This is a genomic window from Rhizobium sp. 1399, from assembly GCF_031455475.1.
GTDB lineage: Bacteria > Pseudomonadota > Alphaproteobacteria > Rhizobiales > Rhizobiaceae > Rhizobium.
In genome coordinates this window covers 329,181-349,132 of the sequence record NZ_JAVDSU010000002.1, presented here as the reverse complement: position 1 = coordinate 349,132, position 19,952 = coordinate 329,181, and the positions used below count along the sequence as shown (strand labels likewise).

Genomic DNA, 19,952 nt, shown 5'->3' with positions numbered 1-19,952 from the left:
GATCACTTGGCCTGGCTCGCCCAGCGCAGGATGTTCTTCCAGATAGTCGCGTAGCCGGGCCAGGCGACGAATTCGTTTGGCAGCCAGTGCGGACCGATATCCGACGTCCAGGCGACCGTGCGCCCCTTGCCATAGCTACCGGTGACGAGGAGCGGATGACCGCCCTCTTCCTCGGGCAGAGTGGCCAGAACCTCGATGCCCTCGCCGTCCTTGACGACGACCTCGTTGGCGCCGAGAAGCAGCGGCCATTCTCCCTCGACACCATTCAGGATCGGATGGGTAGCGGCGCCGGTGACGACGGCCTTGAAGCCTTCCGGTATTTCCAGGCGATCGTCATAGGGAAGGCAGGTGACGGGTAGCGCTTCCTCGACCGGCGTGCGGCGCCAGCGCGCCTTGCCATCAATGCCCTGGAAGGAGAAGTAACCGCCGGCCATGACCAGGCCGCCACCGGCCTTCGTCCATTCGCGGATGAGCTTCAACCGATTGGGAACGGGCTTGCCGTGCAGCCATACGGCTGGCGGCAGGAGCAGCGAATTGGCGCCGATATCGGATAGCAGGATGACCTGGTATTCCGACAATCCCTCCAGCGTGAAGGGGAATTTCTCGACGCAATCATGCGCCGTCATGTAGGTGATCTCGAATTCGTCGCCCTGAAGGGCAGCGACCAGCGGTTCGGCGCCCAGGTGGAAGGTCACGCTGCCGAACTGGTCGAACCCCTTGTAGTGGGTCGCCGAGCTGACCCAGCTCTCCCCAACCAGCAAAACCTTCGTCACCATGTCCATCTCCTGTCTTTTCAGTCATGTCGTTTCGAAAATTATCCGGCCTTAGCCTCGACTGCCGACAGCAGTGCTTCGAGCTCCCCGGCGCTCGCCGTGCGACCCTGCGCGCCTTCGGCCGTCGTCGTTAGGCTGGCGCCGACGGCGGCATGGCGTGCGGCATCGACAAGCGGCCGGCCGTGCAACCACAGGCTGAGGAAGATTCCGGCAAAAGCATCGCCCGCGCCGGTCGCATCGACCCGGCTCACCGGCAATGCCGGCACCTCGATCGGCGGGCCGCCGCTCTTACGGAAGACGACGGCGCCGAACTCGCCGAGCGTGAGCACGACGTCGCCGCGCCGCTTCACCCGCGCGATGGTGCGCGCGGCTTCCTCGATCATAGAGGCGAGCGGCGTGCCGATGGCGTAGATCTCGCGCAGCGTGTCGTCGTTGATGAAGGTCAGGTCGACCTGGCCGATCATGTGCTCGAAGGCTTCCGGATTGCGCGACCCCTCCGGCAGGCCGGCGGTGTGGAGGCTGACATTCCAGCCGGCCTCGTGGAAACGAGCGATCGACGGCATCATGCGTTCGTAGTGGAAGCCCTCGATATGCAGACAGGACCGAACGCGGCCGGGCGTAATATCCATGTTTGCGGTGAGATCGATCTCACTGAGCTCGAAGGTCTCGTGAATGATCGTGCGGCCGCCATTCGCTTCGATGATCACCATCGCCCGCGGCAGCCGGTTCTTTCCCGGCCGCCGGATCGGCAGCACATTGACGCCGTGGGCCAGCAGTTCCGCCATCGCCCATTCGCTGTCGGCGTCATCGCCAACGGCTGTCGCAAGATCGACCTGCAATTCGTAAGGCGAACCAACGGCGGACGCGGCGACCGCCAGGTTGGCGGCTGGGCCACCAAGCGCTTTGTTGATATGACTTGCCGCCACCCGATCGTCGCGATGCGGCAGCACCTGTACACGGCAGAGATAGTCGACACAGATATGGCCGACCACCAGAAGCCGCGGATTTCCCTCAGCAGCCTTCACCTTGTGAGCCGACATCATCGGCAAGGATCTGGCGAACACGCTGGGACGATAGGCGAGCTTCTGTACAGCGGCTTGAATCTTCTCGGCAGTCTCCGCTTTGACAGGCACCGTCCCATTGAGAAAGTTCGACACCGTACCGACAGAAACGCCGGCGGCACGTGCAACATCCGTTATGGTAGGACGGCCTCTCTTCATCACTTCCCCACCGATTGAAACGCTTCAAAGCGTAGGGGCGCTGGCTTAGGGCGTCAAAAGAATAGTATTCTAATTTTGTTATGAGTTTGTCTTATTTATTATTATTTTCTGCATAATTAAGCACCGGAATACCCAGAAAATGAGAAATTGAAGATATTTCAATTTGCGGGACGGCTGACGTCAGCCAGGCGAGTTGCGAACGAGCGTAACGGGTCAATGCCAGCCAGGGGTGAGAACAGACTAGTGCGAAATCGTACATCTAGCTCGAAAGTGATGCTCGAGATGGATGTTCGTTCCCAAATTTGGTCTTAAATAGCATTTCTCTCTAAAACTTCATATTCAGCACAGGCGGCAACCAACGGAAAATATGCACGAATTAGGCTAGACCAGATGAGCGATTTTTGGCGGCCCTCAGGAGTGTGGGAAGGGAAGGAGATTTCATGATCGTGATCTCGATTGATGCCGATGCCGCGATGTCGTGTTTCGCGGGTTAGGCTAGTTTTGTGACCGAACTTCGGCTCTCACAATTGCATCAATTGTTTCGAATTCATTGCGCCAGGCGACATAATGGAAAGGGCGGCCGAAGCCGCCTGCCCTTTGCATTTTCGTTATGCGGCACCAGGCCGATTGATCGTCAGGAAGTGACGAACAACGGGTTTCTCGGGACCGACATGGTAGGTCAGCACATTGCCCTGCAGGTCGGCGTCGGCATTGGAGACCCGCTTGTGCTGGCGAAGATGTTCAGCCCAGGATTCCACCATGAACCATTCGACGATCTTCTCCGGGTTAGCCGCGTCCTCGGTGACACCCCATCCATAGGCGCCATCGCGGCGACGCTCCTTGGACAGTTGATCGATGGCATGCAGGAACGCGCTGCGGTGCTGTTTCTCGACCTTGTATTCGATCAGGATCAGAACCGGGCCACGATCATGGGCGACAGGTCCGGCGACAAGCGGTTCGGGCCAGTGGTTCGAAGGCACCATGTCGGCATCGCCTGCGGGAAGCTTGATGCGGTGCATGATGAAGCCTGCGACGAGCAAGCCTGCGGCACCGATGAGCAGGGTCGACTGGATACCGACAGCCGAACCGACCGCGCCCCAGCCGAGGCTTCCGGCAGTCATCGCACCATTGAAGACGGTGAGGTAGACGGCAAGACCACGACCACGCACCCAGTTGGGAAGCACTGCCTGCGCTGCGCCGTTGAGGGTCGTCAGTGCGGTAATCCATGCAGCCCCGAGGAAGAGCAGAACGATGACGGCGACGATCTTCGGCGGGGCAAGCGACAGGATGCCCATGACGGCTGCGGTGATCAGAGCCGCACCGAGCAGAAGGCCGTCGGAAGTCAGGCGTTCGCGCAGTTTTGGCATGATCAGCGCACCACCGATCGCACCGGCGCCGACTGCTCCAAGCAGTATCCCGTAGAAGCTGGCATCGCCACCAAGCAACTGCCTGGCAACGAGCGGAAGAAGTGCCCAGACGGCACTGGCGAAAGCAAAGAAGATGGCAGCGCGCAGAAGCACCACATGCAGCGGCCTGCTGGAGCGGGTGTAACGAAGGCCTGCGCGGAAGGCGCCGAAGAAGTTTTCCTGAAGCGCATCGTTGGCGTTCTTTGCACGCGGCCACCAAACGAGAGCAGCAATGACAACGATATAGCTGGCAACATCAGCACCATAGGTGATCCCCGCCCCGAAAGCGGCAAGAAGCAGACCACCGGCGGCAGGCCCGATGGAACGAGCAATGTTGATGCCGAGCGAGTTCAGCGCTACGGCGCTCTTGACATCCTCGCGTTTGACCAGTTCGGGGACAATGGCCTGCCATGTCGGTCCCATCAGAGCAGCGCCAATGCCGCCGAGGAAGGTCAGACCGATCAGCGCGCTGATCGACAGCATGCCCGTCTGGGACAGGACCATAAGTGAGATGCTGACGGACGCCAGCAGGAGCTGGACGGCGATCAGGAACTTGCGGCGATCAAGGATGTCGGTCAGAACGCCCGCAGGAATGGCAAGCAGGAAGATCGGCAGGGTTCCGGCCGCCTGGACCATGGCGACCGCGGCCGGCGATGCCGAAAGATCTGTCATCAGCCAGGAGCTTGCGACGTCGCGCATAAAGCTTCCGGTATTGCCAAGGACAGTGGCGATCCAGAGAACCGCAAACACAGGCTGTGCGAGCGGCGCGAAGGTTCCGCCGGATGCTTTTGCAGCGCTCATTTGCCTGCTCCCTTGGCGAGGTCAAATGCGGCGACGAAGAGGAATGCGCCAGCGAGGCCAACATGTTCAAAGAAGGCGTTGGTTGCCATCATGCGGTCCATGCCGGGCGCCATCTCCCAGAAGCGGAGAGCGATGAAGGTCGCGAGAAGTGTGAAGCCAGCCAGCGCCAGGGCGCCTGCCCAACGCAGGAAGCCCGAGACCACCATGGCTGAAGCCGCAAGTTCGAACACGATGACGGCAACTGCGAAGAAGGCGGCTGGGTGGAGACCGAAGTGGTCCATTTCGGCCAATGCGCCGTTGAAATCGAAGATCTTGGTGAGCGGGCCCTGAATGTAGGCGGCGCAGAGCGCAAGTAGCGACACGGTTCGCGTGACCGGAGAAGCGACGATGCGTGCCAGACTGCTCCGGACTGGATTCGACATATGGGATTGGTGGGTCATATCTGCTCCTGCATGTTCGCCGATCTGATCGAGCGGCTGCGTTTGATGGAGCGATATTGGCTGGTTACCGACTTACCAACAATTGCAGCAATCGTTTCGATTTAATTGCGGTTTTTGAAATGCTCGGGCGGCAGCGTGGCCGCCCGAGCGCAAAGCTGAGTTTAGACCGCCCAGCAGGAGCAGCCGAGAGCGCCGAAGAATCCCTTAAGGTCGGCGATCGGAAGCTTGAATGTCCAAGCTCCGGCATGGTCATGGCCATGCACGCCGCAATCGCTGGCACATCCGCATGTGGAGATCGCCGTGCGGCGCAATGAGCGAGCGCCTGCGCCTTCCGGTTCGCCCCAGGCCGCGTAACCGCCGAACTTGCGTACGGGAGACCAGTCGGGCATCGCAGGCGGGATGTCGTTCTCGTCGAGCGTCTTGAAGTCCCCCGCGCCGTAGACGATCTTGCCACCGACCATGGTCAGTTCCGAGGTGAGGAACGAAATCTCGTCCTCGGCGCAGGAGAAGAAGTCCTTGTCCGGCACCACCAGATCGGCAAACTGGCCCTTCTCGATGCGGCCCTTCTTGCCCTCTTCGTTGGAGAACCATGTGACCTTTTCGGTCCACATGCGCAGCGCCGTCTCGCGATCGAGGCAGTTGGCTCGCGGATAGAGTTGCATTCCGCCGACAGTCTTGCCGGTGACCATCCACGACAGCGAGACCCACGGATTGTAGGAAGCTACGCGCGTCGCATCGGTGCCTGCGGAGACATTCACACCCTTGTCCAGCATGCGCTTGATCGGCGGTGTGGCCTCCGCCACGCCCTGGCCATAACGTTCGACGAAATATTCGCCCTGATAGGCCATGCGGTGCTGGGTTGCGATGCCGCCGCCAAGCGCGGCGATACGGTCAATCGAGCGCTCGGAGATGGTTTCGGCATGGTCGAAGAACCAGTTCAGTCCTTCGAGCGGAATGTCCTTGTTGACCTTCTCGAAGACGTCGAGGGAGCGGGAGATGGTCTCGTCATAGGTGGCGTGGAGACGCCAGGGCCAGCGGTTTTCTGCCAGCACGCGGACGACCTCTTCCAGCTCGCCTTCCATTTCCGGAGCCATTTCCGGCCGGGGCTGACGGAAATCCTCGAAATCGGCAGCCGAGAAGACGAGCATCTCGCCGGCACCGTTGTGGCGGAAATAGTCGTTGCCCTGCTTGTATTTGACCGACTGCGTCCAGTTGAGGAAGTCTTCCTTCTCCTGTTTCGGCTTCTGCGTGAAGAGGTTGTAGGCGAGCCGAACCGTCATCTGGTTCTCATCCGACAGCTTCTGGATCACCTCGTAGTCGTCAGGATAATTCTGGAAGCCGCCGCCGGCGTCGATCACGCCGGTTACGCCGAGGCGGTTCAGTTCGCGCATGAAGTGGCGGGTCGAGTTGACCTGGTAGTCCAGAGGAAGCTTCGGCCCCTTGGCGAGCGTCGAGTACAGAATGCCCGCATTCGGTTTCGCGAGCAGCATGCCAGTCGGGTTGCCGTTGGCATCGCGCGTGATTTCGCCGCCGGGAGGGTTCGGCGTATCGCGGGTGTAGCCGACGGCGCGCAGGGCCGCTCCATTCAGGAGTGCCCGGTCGTAGAGATGCAACAGGAAGACCGGGGTATCGGGAGCGATCGCATTGATCTCCTCGATCGTCGGCAGGCGCTTCTCGGCGAACTGGTGTTCGGTGAAGCCGCCGACGACACGAACCCATTGCGGGGCCGGCGTGATCGCCACCTGGCGCTTCAGCATGTCCATCGCATCGGCGAGCGACCGAACCCCGTCCCAACGCAGCTCCATGTTGTGGTTGAGGCCGCCGCGCACGACGTGGGTGTGGTTGTCGATCAGACCCGGCAGGACCCGTTTGCCCCTGAGGTCCACGATCTTCGTGTTGGCACCAGCCAGCGCCATAATCTCGCTGTCGGATCCGACTTCGAGAAACAGGCCATCCTTGATGGCGATCGCCGTGGCGTTCGGATTGGTCCGGTCGAGGGTCGTCACGCGGCCGTTGTGGAGAATCAAGTCGGGATGCATGGTGTCTACTCCGGTCTGGTTGGGATCGGCAGCTTTCGCCGGGGAGAAGAGGTTCGAGAACGCCAGACTCGACGCGCCCCCAAGAAAGGATCGACGAGTCGTCATCAGCTCCGCTCCTTCGCTTTCGCCTCCGCCTGGTGGGCGAGGTCGATCTGATCGCCACCCTTCGGCAGGTGGCCGAACATGTGCGGCTTGATCTGATGAAGCCATGAAACGGCTGCTGGCTCCCTGCTCCACAAGGTCTTTGCGAAAGGGATGATCTGTTCACCGACGAGAATGCCGAGAAGGCCGACCAAGGCGATGACAGGCGGAGCCGGCGTGCGGACGTTCAGGAGGCTGTAGACGATGCCCACAAGCAGGCCTGCACCGAGAGAAAGAAGATAGATTTTCATGGGATTTCTCTCCGATAACGGAAAGACCGCTCCGATGAATTCGAAGCGGCCTAAGACGAATATTACTTGGCGGGATTGGGGCCGATACGCTTGCCGTGCTTGACGCGTTCTTCCGCACCGTGAACCATGGTATAGGCGTAATCGATACCCATGCCATAGGCGCCGGAATGCTCCTTCACCAGCGTCGTGACCGCATCGTAGGTTTCCTTGCGTGCCCAGTCGCGCTGCCACTCAAGCAGAACCTGCTGCCAAGTGACTGGGATCACACCTGCCTGAACCATCCGGTCCATCGCGTATTTGTGGGCGTCGGACGAAGTGCCGCCTGAAGCATCGGCAACCATGTAGATTTCGTAGTCCGGAACATCGTGGAGAGCCGAGAGGGCGAAGGTCGTGTTGCAGACTTCGGTCCACAGACCGGAGACGACGATCTTCTTGCGGCCATCTGCAGCGTTCTTCGCCAGCGCGTCACGGACGTTCTGGTCGTCCCAGGAGTTCATCGAGGTGCGCTCGAGAATATCGTTCTCCGGGTAGACGGCAAGCAGTTCTGGGAAGGTGTTGCCCGAGAAGGATTGCGTCTCGACCGTAGTGATGGTCGTTGGGATATTGAAAATCTTGGCAGCCTTGGCGAGGCCGACGACATTGTTCTTCAGTACCTGGCGATCGATCGACTGGACGCCGAACGCCATCTGCGGCTGCTGGTCGATGAAGATGAGCTGGCTGTTCGCTGGGGTCAGGACTTCGAGCTTGGACATGAGATTTTCCTCTTCGGTTGTTTGGACCGCGAATGCGGCGGGTTATAAATTGGGCGGGGCCTGTGAGAGGGCCCTGAGTGGTCGAAACCGATGCTTCCCTTCAGTCGTTGCCTCGGCTGCTGAAAGGCAAAGTAGTGCGATTTGCTCTTGTGCAAAATTGCAATATTAGTTGCGAATGAATTGCCTTTGTCGCAATAATTAGCCGGAAGTTCGGTTGACCTGCAGACGTCGCGCGAGGCTGCGCTACGCGACCATTCGGTCCAGGATTTGCTCAGGAAAATTCCATCTGGACTGGCGTCCCTCAGGTAGTCTGCAGTGTCGCTGTTCATGCTATTCGGCGTGGAGCGATTTGGCTGAATTCGCTTGGGGAGAGACAGCCCGTGGACAACAGGAGAGCGTGTGAGCCGCGAAATGCGCCGGTCTGCCATTGAGCATTGACGCGACTAGATGGTGAATACGCTATACGCGCAGGGGCTCATATCGCGATTACTTTGTCTTCTACTTGCTCTCAACAGGCGTTGCTCCAAATTCAGAGATCGATTTATGTCGAACCAGGAGGCGAGTGCCATGTCACGGCACCTCCCATACAGGATAGGGCCATCACCCACTCCGCGCTGTCCGACGACGGATCAAATCAGCCGTGGGAAATATCTTCAAAGGAGAGAGTGGAGAAGCCCGTCGTTGTGGAGTAACTATCCATCGATATGGATAAAGCGATCAGGCCGGTGCGGTGCCATCGTCATAGGCAGAAAACACGCCCGCGACCCAGTCTGCAAAGACTTGATACTTGATGCTTGGAAACCGGCCTGCTGGCCTGACTATGTGAACAGGATAACGTGGTGGCGCCCAATCGTTCATGATTGGGACCAGTGCGCCACGAGCGATATGCGGTCGTGCCAAGAATTCAAATGTCTGTCCAATACCCAGTCCTGCTAATATTCCATGCAAATGCGCCGTCGCATCACTGGTGGAGAGCTTGATGGGGCTATAGATTTCGACTTTCTCATCGCCTTTCATCAGTCGAACGGGTGCAGCTTTCAGGCTGCGTGCGAAAAAGTACTGAACGAAAATATGATCACGCTGCAGGTCTGATGGCAAAGCTGGCACGCCGTGCTTTTCGAGGTACGACGGGGTTGCGCAAGTCACTATTTCAACGCTGCATAACTTCCTCGCAACAAGAGATGCGCTCGGCAGATCACCGGCACGAATGACGCAGTCTATGCCCTCTTCGACGATGTCGGCCTGACGTTCGGTTACACCAAGATGCAACTCGATCTCTGGATAGAGCGCGTAAAATTCTGGCAACCGAGGGATCAGAATCGTATTGGCGAAGGTCCCTCCCACGTCGACCCGAAGTTTTCCCCTGGTGGCTAGGCGCCCACGGCTCGCCTCATTGTTCATTTCATCGAAATCAGCGATCAGCCGGATGGCGCGCTCGTAATACGCAACGCCCTGAGGTGTCACGTTGACTGAACGTGTCGTGCGTTCGAGCAGTTTGAGGCTCAAGCTTGCCTCGAGATCCTGAACGAGCTTGCTCACGGTCGACCGTGGCGCACCCATCGTGTCTGCGGCCTTTGCAAACGATCCGGCTTCGACGACGCGAACAAAGGCTCTGATCGCCCCCAATTGATCCATTGGTATCTCTCCATCGACGTTTATGCATACGAATGTCTTGGGGCTCAGGTATCGATTGTTGCTCAAGGACATCAGGCGCAGTCGAATGTTTGAAAATCGTTCTTGCAAAAGCCTCATGGTGCCGCAAGGGTCGCCATGTGGCGTCCCGAAATCGAGACGCCACAGTTTTAATGCCATGGTCAGGCTGCCAGTGGCTCGAGGTTTGCCTGGATCTGATCGCGAAAAGCTTCATATCGGTCCGGTAGCTTCAGCGCTTCCCCAAGGTGAGCCGTGTCTTCGTCGCGATTGAAGCCCGGCTCGTTGGTGGCGATCTCGAACAGCACACCACCCGGCGTCCGGAAGTAGATTGCCCAGAAATAATCGCGATCTATGACCGGCGTGACCTGGTAACCGGTGTCCATCAGCGCCTTGCGGACCTCAAGCTGCTTCTCGCGGTTGTCGACTGCAAACGCGATGTGGTGTACCGAACCGGCGCCCTGTCGCGCGAAAGGTGTTTTCGGCAGTGCGGCGAGATCGATCGTGTCGGCACCGTTGCCGTGGGGAATGATGAACCTCGTGACGTCGCCTTCAGTATCCGCGCGCTCATAGCCCATGAAGCCCAGCAGTTCTTCGGTTGCTGCGGTATCATGCAGGCTAAAGCGGGCGCCGGCAAAACCGCGGATGGCCGCGTCGTCCGGAATTCCGTCTGCCAGCCATGGCTTACGCACATCGTCGGCGGATTCGATCAGCGCGAGGCCGTCGCCATCCGGCCCAATGAAGCGAAGGCGGTTGGCGCCGAAGACGGTGTCCGTTTCCACACCGCCGACGCCCTGACCGACGAAGCGATTCTGCCAGAACTTGAGCGAGCCCTTGGGAACCGAAAACTGCGTTTCGCCGACTTCGCCGACGCCCGGCCGTCCAAGCATCATGTTGGGAAACGGGAAGTAGGTCATGACGGTGCCTGCGGAACCGTTCTCGTCGCCGTAGTACAGGTGGTAGACACTCGGGTCGTCGAAGTTCACGGTCTGCTTGACGCGGCGCAGGCCCAGCGTGTCGGTGAAGAAGCGGTTGTTCTGCCTTGCATCCGAGGCCATCGAGGTTACGTGATGCAGTCCCTTGATATCCCTGATCATGTCCTTGCCTTTCAGTGTCACCGTTAGTGTTTCGCTGTTGACGAATATTTAGGCGGATTGATCAACTCAGAGAATTGCAATATTCATTTCGACTGCGTTGCTATTTTTGAAACAATGACATGAACGATTACAAAGCTCTTCGAACCTTCCTGCTTGCTGCGGAGAAGCGTAATTTCGCCCAGGTGGCGCGCGAACTCGATATGACGCCGGCGGCCGTCACCCGCGCCATAGCGGCACTGGAGGCCGAGCTCGGCGTGCAGCTGTTCGTGCGGACGACGCGCCAGGTTTCCCTGACCACAGATGGTGCCATCTTCGCCGCCCAGATCCAGCCGGCGGTGAAGACGCTCGAAGACGCGCGCCGCGATGTGATGAATGCCCATAAGGCGGACCAGGGAAGGCTGCGCATCAGCGCCCCCACATGGTTCGGCAAGGCCGTATTGCCGCCGATCCTGTCGGGCTTCAAGGAAAAATATCCGAAGATGAGCTTCGAGATTTCACTGTCCGACGGGCTCGTGAATATCGTCGATGACGACTACGACCTGGCGATCCGCATCTCTTCCCAGCCATCGGACAAGTTCACGATCTGGCGGAAGATTCGTGTGGTGCCGCGCATTCTCGTTGCCGCACCGGGAAGCCGGTTCGTGGAAATGCAGCATCCGAACGAACTGACGCCGGACGACTGCCTGGCCTATAGCGGCGAAAGCCGGCGTGAGAACTGGGTTCTGTCCGACGGCGGCTCAAGCATGACAATTTCGGCGGGCCGGGCATTCAGCGCCAACAATGGCGAGGTGCTCGCCGATATGGCCGCCGACGGCTCAGGTGTTGCCATGCTGCCAAACTTCCACGTCTCGGAGCATTTGCGGACCGGGCGCCTCGTGCATGTGTTAAAGGGCTGGGCGCCGCCCGATCTGTGGCTGACATTGTATTACCCGCCCTATCAGGCGCTGCCTCCACGCATCGCCTCTTTCTCGAAGTTCTTCGAGGAGCAGGTGGCGGCTCAGATGGTCATGCTTGATTGACGTCACGGTATCCCGCCCGGTCAGTGCTGCTTTGCGGTGATCTCGGCGGCGACCAGCGCTTGCAGGTTCCAGAGGTTTCGGTCGCGGATGCCTTCGGATTGAAGATCGACGATCGTATTGTGCAGATATTGGGCGCAGGATCCTCCCTCCCCGCAGGCGTTCGCGATCAGCATCGCGGTGGTCTCCTGCGACAAGGGCATCGTCAGCCCCGCGCGTTTCGTGCTTGTCCAGAATGTCAGGGCTTCCCGCACGCCATGGGGTGTTTTAACCTGCACCCACCGGACCATGTCGATGACGTCCCGATATTTGATTTCGCGTTTGACGAGCGCCCGAAGATCCTCTCGACGACGCGCGGGCGCAAGTTGCAGGACGACACCGTCGCAGCGTCCGCCGCACTCAAGCGCCATCATCAAGAGCAGTTCGAAATCGTACGCCGGCTTTATCAACCAAAGACAGCCACGGCAGATTTGATGGTGATGCCTCCGCTATGACTACGGCGCATTTGGCGGCCGGTAGCAGCACGGAACACTTGCAGTAATTGCAGTGCAGGAGGTACTCGTGACCAAAGGATCTTCTTGCTTTCCTTGCCGCTTCGGCTTTTCCGCACTGCTTGGCCGGTAACAACGCGCTGAGACCATCTGAAGCCGATTTCATGGAAATACAGGTCGGCAAGTTCCGGGCTGATGTGGTGAAAGACGCCTGCAATGGTTCGCCGGACCCGTGGATTGAACCCCTCGGCTGAATTGACGTGGACGGCATCCCGGACATATTCGCGGCTTGAGTGGTTGACCGTCTCGTGTGCGGCAAAGCTTTCGCCTATGGCAACGAATGCCTTTGCTTCGTCACTCATCAAATGCGCTCGAAGTTCAACTTGTGTTGCAACTGCTCGAACGGCAGCACGCAACGAAAGGCCGGTGACGACAGCCGCACGGGCATCGCCGGCACTTGAACCCGGGGTGATGTCTGTCGGTCGCTACACGATCGCCATGACCGGCGTCTTCTCCGTCTCAGCGCCGTGCCCGCTTGGCGCACAGGCAATCTCGTCAGGAAATATTCATCACGCTTCAAGCTTTGCGGCAGCAGGGCCTCACCTACAGCGAGATTGCAAGCAGGATCGGGTACGCGGACCGGCCACTCTTAGTATATCCAGAGTTTCAGGTGCCGCTTCCTTGACCGGTCTGCTTGTTTTTTATCTCTTTGCCGCACAAGACTTAAGCATCTGAACTTAAAAGCGAATTTTTCGGCCAAGAACGACAATAATATGTGCGCTTGCCGACAACGGCACCCGGCGCGATTGCCCCTAAGCTTCAATGTGTCTGCTGGGTGAAGAAAGCAGCACTTAAACTAATGGAGCGGGACATGAGAATATTTGAAACTGGGAGCATCAAGACACTTCGCCGGACATGGCTTGGCCTCGGCATCGCTGCTCATCTCTTGGCGGTAGCAATGGGCGCCGCAGCCTTCGTGCCGTCGTCAGACGCCCATGCCGCAGCGCCGGCCGCCTGCGCCGACCTCCAGGCGAAATATCCGTCGCTGAAAGGCAAGACGCTGGTCAACGCGGTCAATCCCCACACGCCGGGCTATGAAGCCATCGACCCGAACGATCCGACCAAGTATGTCGGTTTCGATATCGATCTCGGCGAGGCGATCGGCGAATGCCTAGGCTTTAAGCTTGAATACAAGGCCGTCACCTTCGCGGCACTCCTGACGACACTGCAGGCCGGCCAGGCCGATATCGTCATTTCCGACATCTACGCCACCAAGGATCGCGCCAAGGCCGGCGATTTCATCACCTATCTGAAGGTCTATGACGGCGTTCTCGTCGCTAAGGGCAATCCGAAAAAGATCGACGGCATCAACAAGTCGCTCTGCGGCACGGTTGCTGCTGAGAACACTGGCTATGTCGAAGTGCCGCTGATCCAGGCACTGGAAGCGGAGTGCAAGGCGGCCGGACTGCCGGCGCCGGAAATCCAACTCTACGACAATAACGCCAATTGCATCCAGGCAATCCTGGCGGGCCGTGCCGACACCTATATCAACGACGTCAACACCGTCGATGGTGCAGTCAAGGCTTACCCCGACAAGCTGGAAAAGGCGACGGCCGTCACCTTGCCCTACTCGGTCGGCATCGCCGTCCCGCTCGGCAAGCACGACTTCCGTACGGCGGTCATGGCAGCTCTTACTGAAATCCAGAAATCCGGCCACCAGGTCGAGATGATGAAGAAATGGCACCTTCCGGAAGCGCAGATGGAAGAGCCGAAGCTCGTGCTCGCCGACTGAGCCTAGCTCCACGAACTGGCCGGGCACTACCAAGCCCGGTCAATGCTCCTCGAACGCCAAAGCGGGCTAAGATGGATCTATTCTTTCATTATCTCAGTCAACCTTATCTTGTCACCGGTATCGTCTACACCTTGCTGATTACATGTTACGGGCTCCTCGGCGGTGCCGTCATGGGCGTTGTGCTCGCTGGCATGCAGCTCAGCCGGTTTCGCATGCTGGCCATTGTTGCTCGCGCCTATGCGATCATCTTTCGTGGCACGCCGCTAATTCTGCAGATGATCTTCTGCTACAACGCCTTGCCGCTGATCGGCATCCGGCTAACGGCCATCGACGCAGCAAGCCTGGCGCTTGCCTTGAACGAGGCGCCGTTCATTGCCGAGATCGTTCGCGCGAACGTAATCGCCGTCGATCGCGGGCAGATCGCGGCAGGCCAGGCTCTCGGCATGCGGCCATTTGCGATCATGCTGCGCATCGTGGTTCCCCAAGCTGTCCGCACCATGGTGCCAGGGCTCGGCAACGAAGCGGTCAGCGCCCTTAAAAATTCTTCGCTCGCCTCGGTCGTGTCGGTGCAGGAGCTAACCCTTCGCAGCACCCAGCTCGCGTCGGCAACCTTCGATTTCTTCTCGATCTTCTTCGCTTCGGGGCTGATGTATTTGGTTCTGACCGGCGCCATTGCCGTTATCCAACTGGTGGTCGAGGCAGCACTCGACCTCGAAAGGCAAAAGGCCGGCAACCGATTCGCGCGGCTGCTGCCGTGGCGCAGGGCGGTGACAGTCGACGAGGCCGCGCCCGATCCTGCGCCCTCGGTCGTCGCCGTAGATGCGCCGCTGCCGCCTGCGACGGCCAAAGCCTCGCGGCCACTGGACAAGGAGAAGCGCTGGGCAGCAGTCGCTACCAGCCGTGCGGCGGTGGAAATCCGCGATCTGCGCAAGAGCTATTCCGGCCGCACCGTCCTGGACGAGCTGAGCCTTGATGTGCGCGTTGGCGAGGTCGTTGCATTGCTCGGACCGAGCGGCTCCGGCAAGAGCACGCTTCTTCGCTGCATCAATCGCCTGGAAACCTGGGATAGCGGTATAATCGAGGTTCTGGGGCGCCGGATTGGGACGCGAGCTGATGGCCGTCCGCGCTCTCCGCGCGCGATCGCCAACGAGCGGGCAAGTGTCGGCGTCGGCATGGTGTTCCAGAACTTCAATCTGTTCGGCCACTTGACGGCGAGGGAAAATATTGCCGGTCCGCTGCGCTGGGTGCAAGGTCTCTCCGTCAGTGAAGCAAACCGTCGGGCAAACGGACTTCTTGACCGCGTCGGCCTTTCGCATCGGGCGGATGCTCTGCCGCGCCACATGTCGGGTGGCCAGCAGCAGCGCGTCGCCATTGCCCGGGCACTGGCACCCAATCCCGCCGTGTTGCTTCTCGACGAACCGACCTCGGCGCTCGATCCCGAACTGGTCAGCGAAGTGCTTGAGGTCATCCGCAGGCTAGCGGTCGAGGACGGGCTGACAATGGTAATTTCCACCCATCAGATCGGCTTTGCCCGCGATGTAGCAGACCGGGCGGTGTTCCTCGCCGATGGCGCAATCGTCGAACAGGGTGCTGCAGACGAGATGCTTGTCCGGCCCAAGAGCCCGCGCACCGCGCAATTCCTTCAGATCATGGAAGACGAGGCCGGACAGACCGCATGACGGTCCATGGCGAGCCTCGCAATCGGAGAACCAGATGAAACACCACACATTGCCAGTTTCGCCTTCCACGGTGCATTGGGGTTATTTCAGCAAAGCGGTAAAGCCTGCACTGGTGCTGAAGTCCGGCGACCGGGCGACGATTGAGACGCTCACCCATCATGCCAATGACGATTACGAGCGGATGATCGAGGGCGACCCCGCTGCGGAAGCGATCTTTCACTGGACGAAGGAACAGAAGACGATCTCGCGTCGCGGTTCCGGCCCGACCGAGGGGCCGTTCAAGATCGGTGCGGGTGAGGGGGTGGGCGTCCATCTGCTGACCGGACCCATTGCCATCGAGGGCGCCGAACCCGGCGATATCCTGGAAGTGCGCGTTCTTGATGTCAGGCCGCGTCCGAGCTGCAGCGCGTGCTATGCCGGCCGTTGCTTCGGCTCCAACGTGGCGGCGAACTGGGGTTTTCACTATCACGACCTGATCGAGGAGCCGAAGCCACGCGAGGTCGTGACCATCTTCGAGCTCGACACAGCCGGCGACCCCTATGCCAAGGCGGTCTACAACTACATCTGGACGCCGCAGACCGATCCGGACGGCATCGTCCATCCCACCATCGACTATCCCGGCGTGCGCGTCGACCATCGGCTGGTGAAGCGGCGTGAAAACATCCTGCAGAATGTGCGCGTGCCGGCACGGCTGCATTTCGGTACGATGGGCCTGGCACCGGCGGAAGCGGATTTCGTCAGCTCTATCCCACCCTCCTATACGGGCGGCAATATCGATGACTGGCGCATCGGTCGCGGTGCACACATGTATTATCCAGTCGCCGTTGACGGCGCCTATTTCTCAGTCGGCGATCCCCATGCGGCACAGGGCGACAGCGAACTCGGCGGCACGGCGATCGAGACGTCATTGACGGGCGATTTCGAGTTCATCCTGCACAAGAAGGGCGATCTGGGTGGCACGATCCTCGAAGGCCTGTCACATCCGATGCTGGAGACCGACGAACAATGGTCAGTCTATGGCTTTACCTATGCCAATTATCTCGAAAGCCTCGGTGACAATGCACAGGCTGAGATCGCCCAACATTCCAGCGTCGACCGTGCCATGCGCGATGCCTTTCGCAAGCTTCGCCGGTTCCTGATGACAGCGCATAAGCTGAGCGAAGACGAGGCAATTGCGCTGATGTCGGTCGCCGCCGATTTCGGTGTGACGCAGGTGGTCGACGCAAACTGGGGTGTCCACGGATCGATCCGCAAGAACGTGTTCCGATGCTATTGAGACCGGCTATGGCGTTTCCTACTTCGCAGGTGCAATATAATCAGACCAAGGCGCTGCACGCGCCGCTGCGCACCTCGGATGAAGGGATGAATGTCAGGCAGTTCATAGCCGAATCCTATCCCAGCGATACCCGTGCCCACATGTGGCGCGAGGTACTGGCGGAGCTTCATCTTCATTCGGTCGCTGTCGACGGAGAGAGCGGCAGATATTCGAGCGCGATCCTGCGAGGCGACCGTGAAGGCGTTATCGTCGCCCGCCTCGTTGCAAGCTCGCAGGTTCTGTCTTCGATCCCGCAACGCTCGCGCATGCTAATGGGCATGATCCCGCTGGAGGCAGCTCTGGACGTCGCCGGCGGCAGCTTCAGCCTGAAAGTCGACAGTGGCGCGCTGGTCGTGGTGCAGATGGACAGGCCATGGGAGATCAGGATTTCGGGCAGTAACCGAATCCTTATCTTTGGCCTGTCCGACGCGGCCATGCAACGACGCGGTGCGGGCTGGACGCCATTTGCTCAACCGCGTTGTTATTCGCCGAAGGGGCTTGCCTCAGTCTTCATTCGCGCGATGGAAAGTGCTGCTACGGAAATCGACGGCTTTTCGAATGCGGAATGGCAGTCGCTCGAGCAGTTCATCGCCGACCTGTTCGTCACCATGATTGTCGAGACCGAAGCGACTGATATGCGCTCGACGCCAAGCCTTGCGGCATTGTTCAACCGGATTACGGTGGCGATCGAAAAGCGCCTGCATGACTCGGACCTGTCGTCTGCCAAGGTCGCGCGGGTCGAGGGGATCTCGGAACGCTACCTGCAAAAACTGTTCGAGCAGAATGGCGAGAGCTTCACCCATTACCTGCGCGAGAGACGCCTGCAGCGCGCCCGCGCGGCTCTGGTCACTTCAGCGGAAATCAGGCTTCCGATTGCGGATGTCGCCTATAGTTGTGGTTTTGGCGATGCGGCGAACTTCAATCGTGTCTTCAAGGAACGTTTCGGCCTGCCGCCGGGAGCCTTCCGTATCCGTCACCTCGAAAGCCAAATCGACGGGCCCAATGCCGAACAGCGCGGATGGCCGGTAAAGGCGCTTGCCGCCAAAAAAGCAGCATCGCGGACAAGGGCGGATGATAGCCCAAGACGAGACGAATGGGATCTGCCGACCGCGGGGCGTCCTGCGAGCACGCACCACAAGCTCGACGTCAACGCCTCGAATGTTCACTGGGGGTATTTCAGCCGGTCGCTTGAGCCGGTTTTGGAGATCAGTTCCGGCGACACGGTCGAGATCGAGACGCTCAGCCAGCACGCATCCGACGCACCCGACCTGATGATTGCGGGCGATGCCGCAGCCGAGGAGGTCTTTCACTGGACAAGTGACCGCAAGTCGGTCGACCGCCGAGGCGCCGGGCCAGTTGACGCCTCGATCTTCGGGAGGGGGGCCGGCGAAGGCTTCGGCGTGCATATCTGCACTGGCCCGATCTATGTGAAGAATGCCGAGCCTGGTGATGTCATCGAGGTCCATATCGAGGACATGCTCCCACGACCGAGCCGCGGGCCGGGCCATGGAGGGCGGTATTTCGGCAGTAACGTCGCAGCCTGGTGGGGCTATCACTACGGTGAATTGCTGAGCGAACCCAAGCCGCGCGAGAATGTCACGATTTACGAGGTCTTTCCCGAGGATGGCTACGCTCAGGCGCTCTATTCCTATCCCTGGGCCGCGCAGACGGATCCCTATGGTGTCGTCCATCGGACCTATGATTATCCCGGCGTGCCAGTAAATGCGGCGAGTGTCGATATCCGCCGGGCGACGCGCAGTGACATCCGCATTCCGCTTCGACCGCATTTCGGCGTCATTGGGCTGGCCCCACGGGAGGTGGATCTCATCGATTCCGTGCCGCCGGCCTATTTCGGGGGCAATCTCGACAATTGGCGGCTTGGCAAGGGTGCGAGTGTCTTTCTTCCGGTATCGGTTCACGGCGGGCTTCTGTCCATCGGCGACCCGCATGCCGCCCAGGGTGACGGCGAGCTTTCAGGTACGGCGATCGAATGCTCGATGACTGGACGGGTGAAGATCACGCTGCACAAGAAGGATCCACGCTTCAAAGACCTGACCTATCCTTTGATCGAGACGCCCGGTGAATGGGTACTGACCGGTTTCAGCCACCCTGATTATCTGGCAGAGTTCGGCGCTAAGGGGCAGGGAGAGGTCTATGCCAAGTCCTCCCTCGACCTTGCGATGAAAGACGCTTTTCGCAAGGCGCGACGTTTTCTTATGTCCGTTCAAGGGTTCAGCGAAGACGAGGCGATTGCGGTCATGTCGGCTGCCGTCGATTTCGGCGTGACTCAGGTGGTCGATGGAAACTGGGGCGTCCATGCCATCATCCGTAAGGCCATATTCGAAAGCGAACAGGAATAGCGAAATGCAGTTTCACATGATTTCCGGCGGACCGAAGCCGGTCGCGCCCTTCAGCCATGCGGTGGAAACGGATGGCTTCGTCTTCGTCACCGGTCAGATGCCGGATACGCCGGAGGCCCCGGGCGTTTTGCCGGACGGTATAGAAGCCCAGACGCATCACGTCATGGCAAACCTGAAGACGGTCCTCGCCGGGCTTGGCCTGGGGCTCGAGCATGTAGTGATGGCGCGGATTTACCTGACGCGCTTCAAACAGGACTATGAGGCGATGAATGCCACCTATCGCAGCTATTTCCCCGCCGACCGACTGCCGGCGAGGACATGCGTCGGGGTGACCGGCCTCGCCTATGACGCACTGATCGAGATCGATCTCGTTGCCCGACGCCGGGATTAGGGTCATCTCGTGATCAATGGAGAGGTGTCTTTCTCGGCTAGATCAATCGAAGCCGCCACCATCATGCATCCAGGAAAAGCGTGGTGTGCTCTACGAACAAGTCCGGATACTGGCTACGGCCCGTGGTTGGCGTCCGGATGAAGCACGACGAACTGAGCGTTTGGGAGACAGTGTTGCACGGCGAAGGCGTTGATCGGCGGCATCAACACATCCAGCCGCCGTGCGCCATGAATACCGGAAGCTGGATCCTCTGAAGATATCCGCGCTCAATCTCGCTGCCGGCGAACCTCACTCACCATCGCGTCGGGCCGAAGACTCTCCGAAACGATCTATGCCTT

Annotated in this window: 16 protein-coding genes and 2 pseudogenes; 7 read left to right on the top strand and 11 right to left on the bottom strand. The window is 59.6% G+C overall.

Features of this window, described 5'->3' with window-relative positions; all coding sequences use genetic code 11:
* Nucleotides 1-2 precede the first annotated feature (2 nt).
* The 9 genes from J2X71_RS07640 to J2X71_RS07600 all read right to left on the bottom strand — a co-directional run bounded on the left by J2X71_RS07640 (nt 3) and on the right by J2X71_RS07600 (nt 10,570).
* On the bottom strand, nt 3-776 hold the full coding sequence (locus tag J2X71_RS07640) for a glutamine amidotransferase (RefSeq protein WP_310380726.1): 774 nt from the start codon (nt 774-776) through the stop codon (nt 3-5).
* Between the two features lie 38 nt (nt 777-814).
* Nucleotides 815-1,993 carry a PfkB family carbohydrate kinase gene (locus J2X71_RS07635; RefSeq protein WP_310380723.1) on the bottom strand — a complete coding sequence of 393 codons (1,179 nt, stop codon included), beginning with the start codon at nt 1,991-1,993 and terminating at the stop codon, nt 815-817.
* A gap of 608 nt (nt 1,994-2,601) precedes the next feature.
* On the bottom strand, nt 2,602-4,200 hold the full coding sequence (locus J2X71_RS07630; RefSeq protein ID WP_310380718.1) for an MFS transporter: 1,599 nt from the start codon (nt 4,198-4,200) through the stop codon (nt 2,602-2,604).
* Nucleotides 4,197-4,640, bottom strand: coding sequence for a DoxX family protein (locus J2X71_RS07625; RefSeq protein ID WP_192732051.1), 444 nt, complete (start codon nt 4,638-4,640; stop codon nt 4,197-4,199). The genes J2X71_RS07630 and J2X71_RS07625 overlap by 4 nt, the downstream gene beginning before the upstream one ends.
* A 161-nt stretch (nt 4,641-4,801) precedes the next feature.
* Nucleotides 4,802-6,784 (bottom strand): amidohydrolase, encoded by a 1,983-nt coding sequence (locus J2X71_RS07620; protein ID WP_310380714.1) that lies wholly within the window; start codon nt 6,782-6,784, stop codon nt 4,802-4,804.
* Nucleotides 6,784-7,071: a XapX domain-containing protein gene (locus J2X71_RS07615; protein WP_310380711.1), complete on the bottom strand. Its 288-nt coding sequence runs from the start codon at nt 7,069-7,071 to the stop codon at nt 6,784-6,786. Before J2X71_RS07615 ends, J2X71_RS07620 begins: the two co-directional genes overlap by 1 nt.
* A 62-nt stretch (nt 7,072-7,133) precedes the next feature.
* Complete coding sequence (locus tag J2X71_RS07610) at nt 7,134-7,823, bottom strand: hydrolase (RefSeq protein WP_310380708.1); 690 nt, start codon at nt 7,821-7,823, stop codon at nt 7,134-7,136.
* A 717-nt stretch (nt 7,824-8,540) separates the two neighbouring features.
* Entirely contained in the window at nt 8,541-9,458 is a 918-nt protein-coding gene (locus J2X71_RS07605; RefSeq protein WP_310382166.1) for a LysR family transcriptional regulator, read from the bottom strand.
* 179 nt (nt 9,459-9,637) lie between these two features.
* Entirely contained in the window at nt 9,638-10,570 is a 933-nt protein-coding gene (locus tag J2X71_RS07600; protein WP_310382165.1) for a VOC family protein, read from the bottom strand.
* A 119-nt stretch (nt 10,571-10,689) separates the two neighbouring features.
* Here J2X71_RS07600 and J2X71_RS07595 point away from each other — a divergent pair, with 119 nt between their 5' ends.
* The gene (locus J2X71_RS07595) at nt 10,690-11,589 is read left to right on the top strand and encodes a LysR family transcriptional regulator (protein ID WP_310380705.1); all 900 of its coding nucleotides are present in this window, start codon (nt 10,690-10,692) and stop codon (nt 11,587-11,589) included.
* Between the two features lie 20 nt (nt 11,590-11,609).
* Here J2X71_RS07595 and J2X71_RS07590 read toward each other — a convergent pair whose 3' ends face one another.
* Nucleotides 11,610-11,999: a gamma-glutamylcyclotransferase gene (locus J2X71_RS07590; protein WP_310382164.1), complete on the bottom strand. Its 390-nt coding sequence runs from the start codon at nt 11,997-11,999 to the stop codon at nt 11,610-11,612.
* A gap of 32 nt (nt 12,000-12,031) precedes the next feature.
* Nucleotides 12,032-12,595, bottom strand: a pseudogene (locus tag J2X71_RS07585) (transposase); the annotation flags it as partial.
* A 2-nt stretch (nt 12,596-12,597) separates the two neighbouring features.
* Between J2X71_RS07585 and J2X71_RS07580 the strand changes: the two are divergent.
* From J2X71_RS07580 to J2X71_RS07555, 6 genes and pseudogenes are all read left to right on the top strand, one after another.
* Nucleotides 12,598-12,753, top strand: a pseudogene (locus tag J2X71_RS07580) (ISL3 family transposase); the annotation flags it as partial.
* 195 nt (nt 12,754-12,948) lie between these two features.
* On the top strand, nt 12,949-13,869 hold the full coding sequence (locus J2X71_RS07575; protein WP_405049687.1) for an ABC transporter substrate-binding protein: 921 nt from the start codon (nt 12,949-12,951) through the stop codon (nt 13,867-13,869).
* A 71-nt stretch (nt 13,870-13,940) separates the two neighbouring features.
* A complete protein-coding gene (locus J2X71_RS07570) occupies nt 13,941-15,548 on the top strand; it encodes an amino acid ABC transporter permease/ATP-binding protein (RefSeq protein ID WP_310380702.1) in 1,608 nt (535 codons plus the stop codon).
* A gap of 34 nt (nt 15,549-15,582) precedes the next feature.
* Entirely contained in the window at nt 15,583-16,824 is a 1,242-nt protein-coding gene (locus J2X71_RS07565) for an acetamidase/formamidase family protein (protein ID WP_310380699.1), read from the top strand.
* Nucleotides 16,825-16,910: 86 nt separating this feature from the next.
* Entirely contained in the window at nt 16,911-19,223 is a 2,313-nt protein-coding gene (locus tag J2X71_RS07560; protein ID WP_405049701.1) for an acetamidase/formamidase family protein, read from the top strand.
* A 4-nt stretch (nt 19,224-19,227) separates the two neighbouring features.
* On the top strand, nt 19,228-19,614 hold the full coding sequence (locus J2X71_RS07555) for a RidA family protein (RefSeq protein WP_310380694.1): 387 nt from the start codon (nt 19,228-19,230) through the stop codon (nt 19,612-19,614).
* Nucleotides 19,615-19,952 lie beyond the last annotated feature (338 nt).

Bases quoted from the DNA above. Each gene is read 5' to 3' on its own strand.
- J2X71_RS07610 (WP_310380708.1), bottom strand. From the start codon at position 7,823: ATGTCCAAGCTCGAAGTCCTGACCCCAGCGAACAGCCAGCTCATCTTC.
- J2X71_RS07590 (WP_310382164.1), bottom strand. From the start codon at position 11,999: ATGATGGCGCTTGAGTGCGGCGGACGCTGCGACGGTGTCGTCCTGCAA.
- J2X71_RS07595 (WP_310380705.1), top strand. From the start codon at position 10,690: ATGAACGATTACAAAGCTCTTCGAACCTTCCTGCTTGCTGCGGAGAAG.
- J2X71_RS07570 (WP_310380702.1), top strand. From the start codon at position 13,941: ATGGATCTATTCTTTCATTATCTCAGTCAACCTTATCTTGTCACCGGT.
- J2X71_RS07615 (WP_310380711.1), bottom strand. From the start codon at position 7,071: ATGAAAATCTATCTTCTTTCTCTCGGTGCAGGCCTGCTTGTGGGCATC.
- J2X71_RS07575 (WP_405049687.1), top strand. From the start codon at position 12,949: ATGAGAATATTTGAAACTGGGAGCATCAAGACACTTCGCCGGACATGG.
- J2X71_RS07630 (WP_310380718.1), bottom strand. From the start codon at position 4,200: ATGAGCGCTGCAAAAGCATCCGGCGGAACCTTCGCGCCGCTCGCACAG.
- J2X71_RS07625 (WP_192732051.1), bottom strand. From the start codon at position 4,640: ATGACCCACCAATCCCATATGTCGAATCCAGTCCGGAGCAGTCTGGCA.
- J2X71_RS07635 (WP_310380723.1), bottom strand. From the start codon at position 1,993: ATGAAGAGAGGCCGTCCTACCATAACGGATGTTGCACGTGCCGCCGGC.
- J2X71_RS07640 (WP_310380726.1), bottom strand. From the start codon at position 776: ATGGTGACGAAGGTTTTGCTGGTTGGGGAGAGCTGGGTCAGCTCGGCG.
- J2X71_RS07620 (WP_310380714.1), bottom strand. From the start codon at position 6,784: ATGACGACTCGTCGATCCTTTCTTGGGGGCGCGTCGAGTCTGGCGTTC.
- J2X71_RS07565 (WP_310380699.1), top strand. From the start codon at position 15,583: ATGAAACACCACACATTGCCAGTTTCGCCTTCCACGGTGCATTGGGGT.
- J2X71_RS07600 (WP_310382165.1), bottom strand. From the start codon at position 10,570: ATGATCAGGGATATCAAGGGACTGCATCACGTAACCTCGATGGCCTCG.
- J2X71_RS07605 (WP_310382166.1), bottom strand. From the start codon at position 9,458: ATGGATCAATTGGGGGCGATCAGAGCCTTTGTTCGCGTCGTCGAAGCC.
- J2X71_RS07560 (WP_405049701.1), top strand. From the start codon at position 16,911: ATGAATGTCAGGCAGTTCATAGCCGAATCCTATCCCAGCGATACCCGT.
- J2X71_RS07555 (WP_310380694.1), top strand. From the start codon at position 19,228: ATGCAGTTTCACATGATTTCCGGCGGACCGAAGCCGGTCGCGCCCTTC.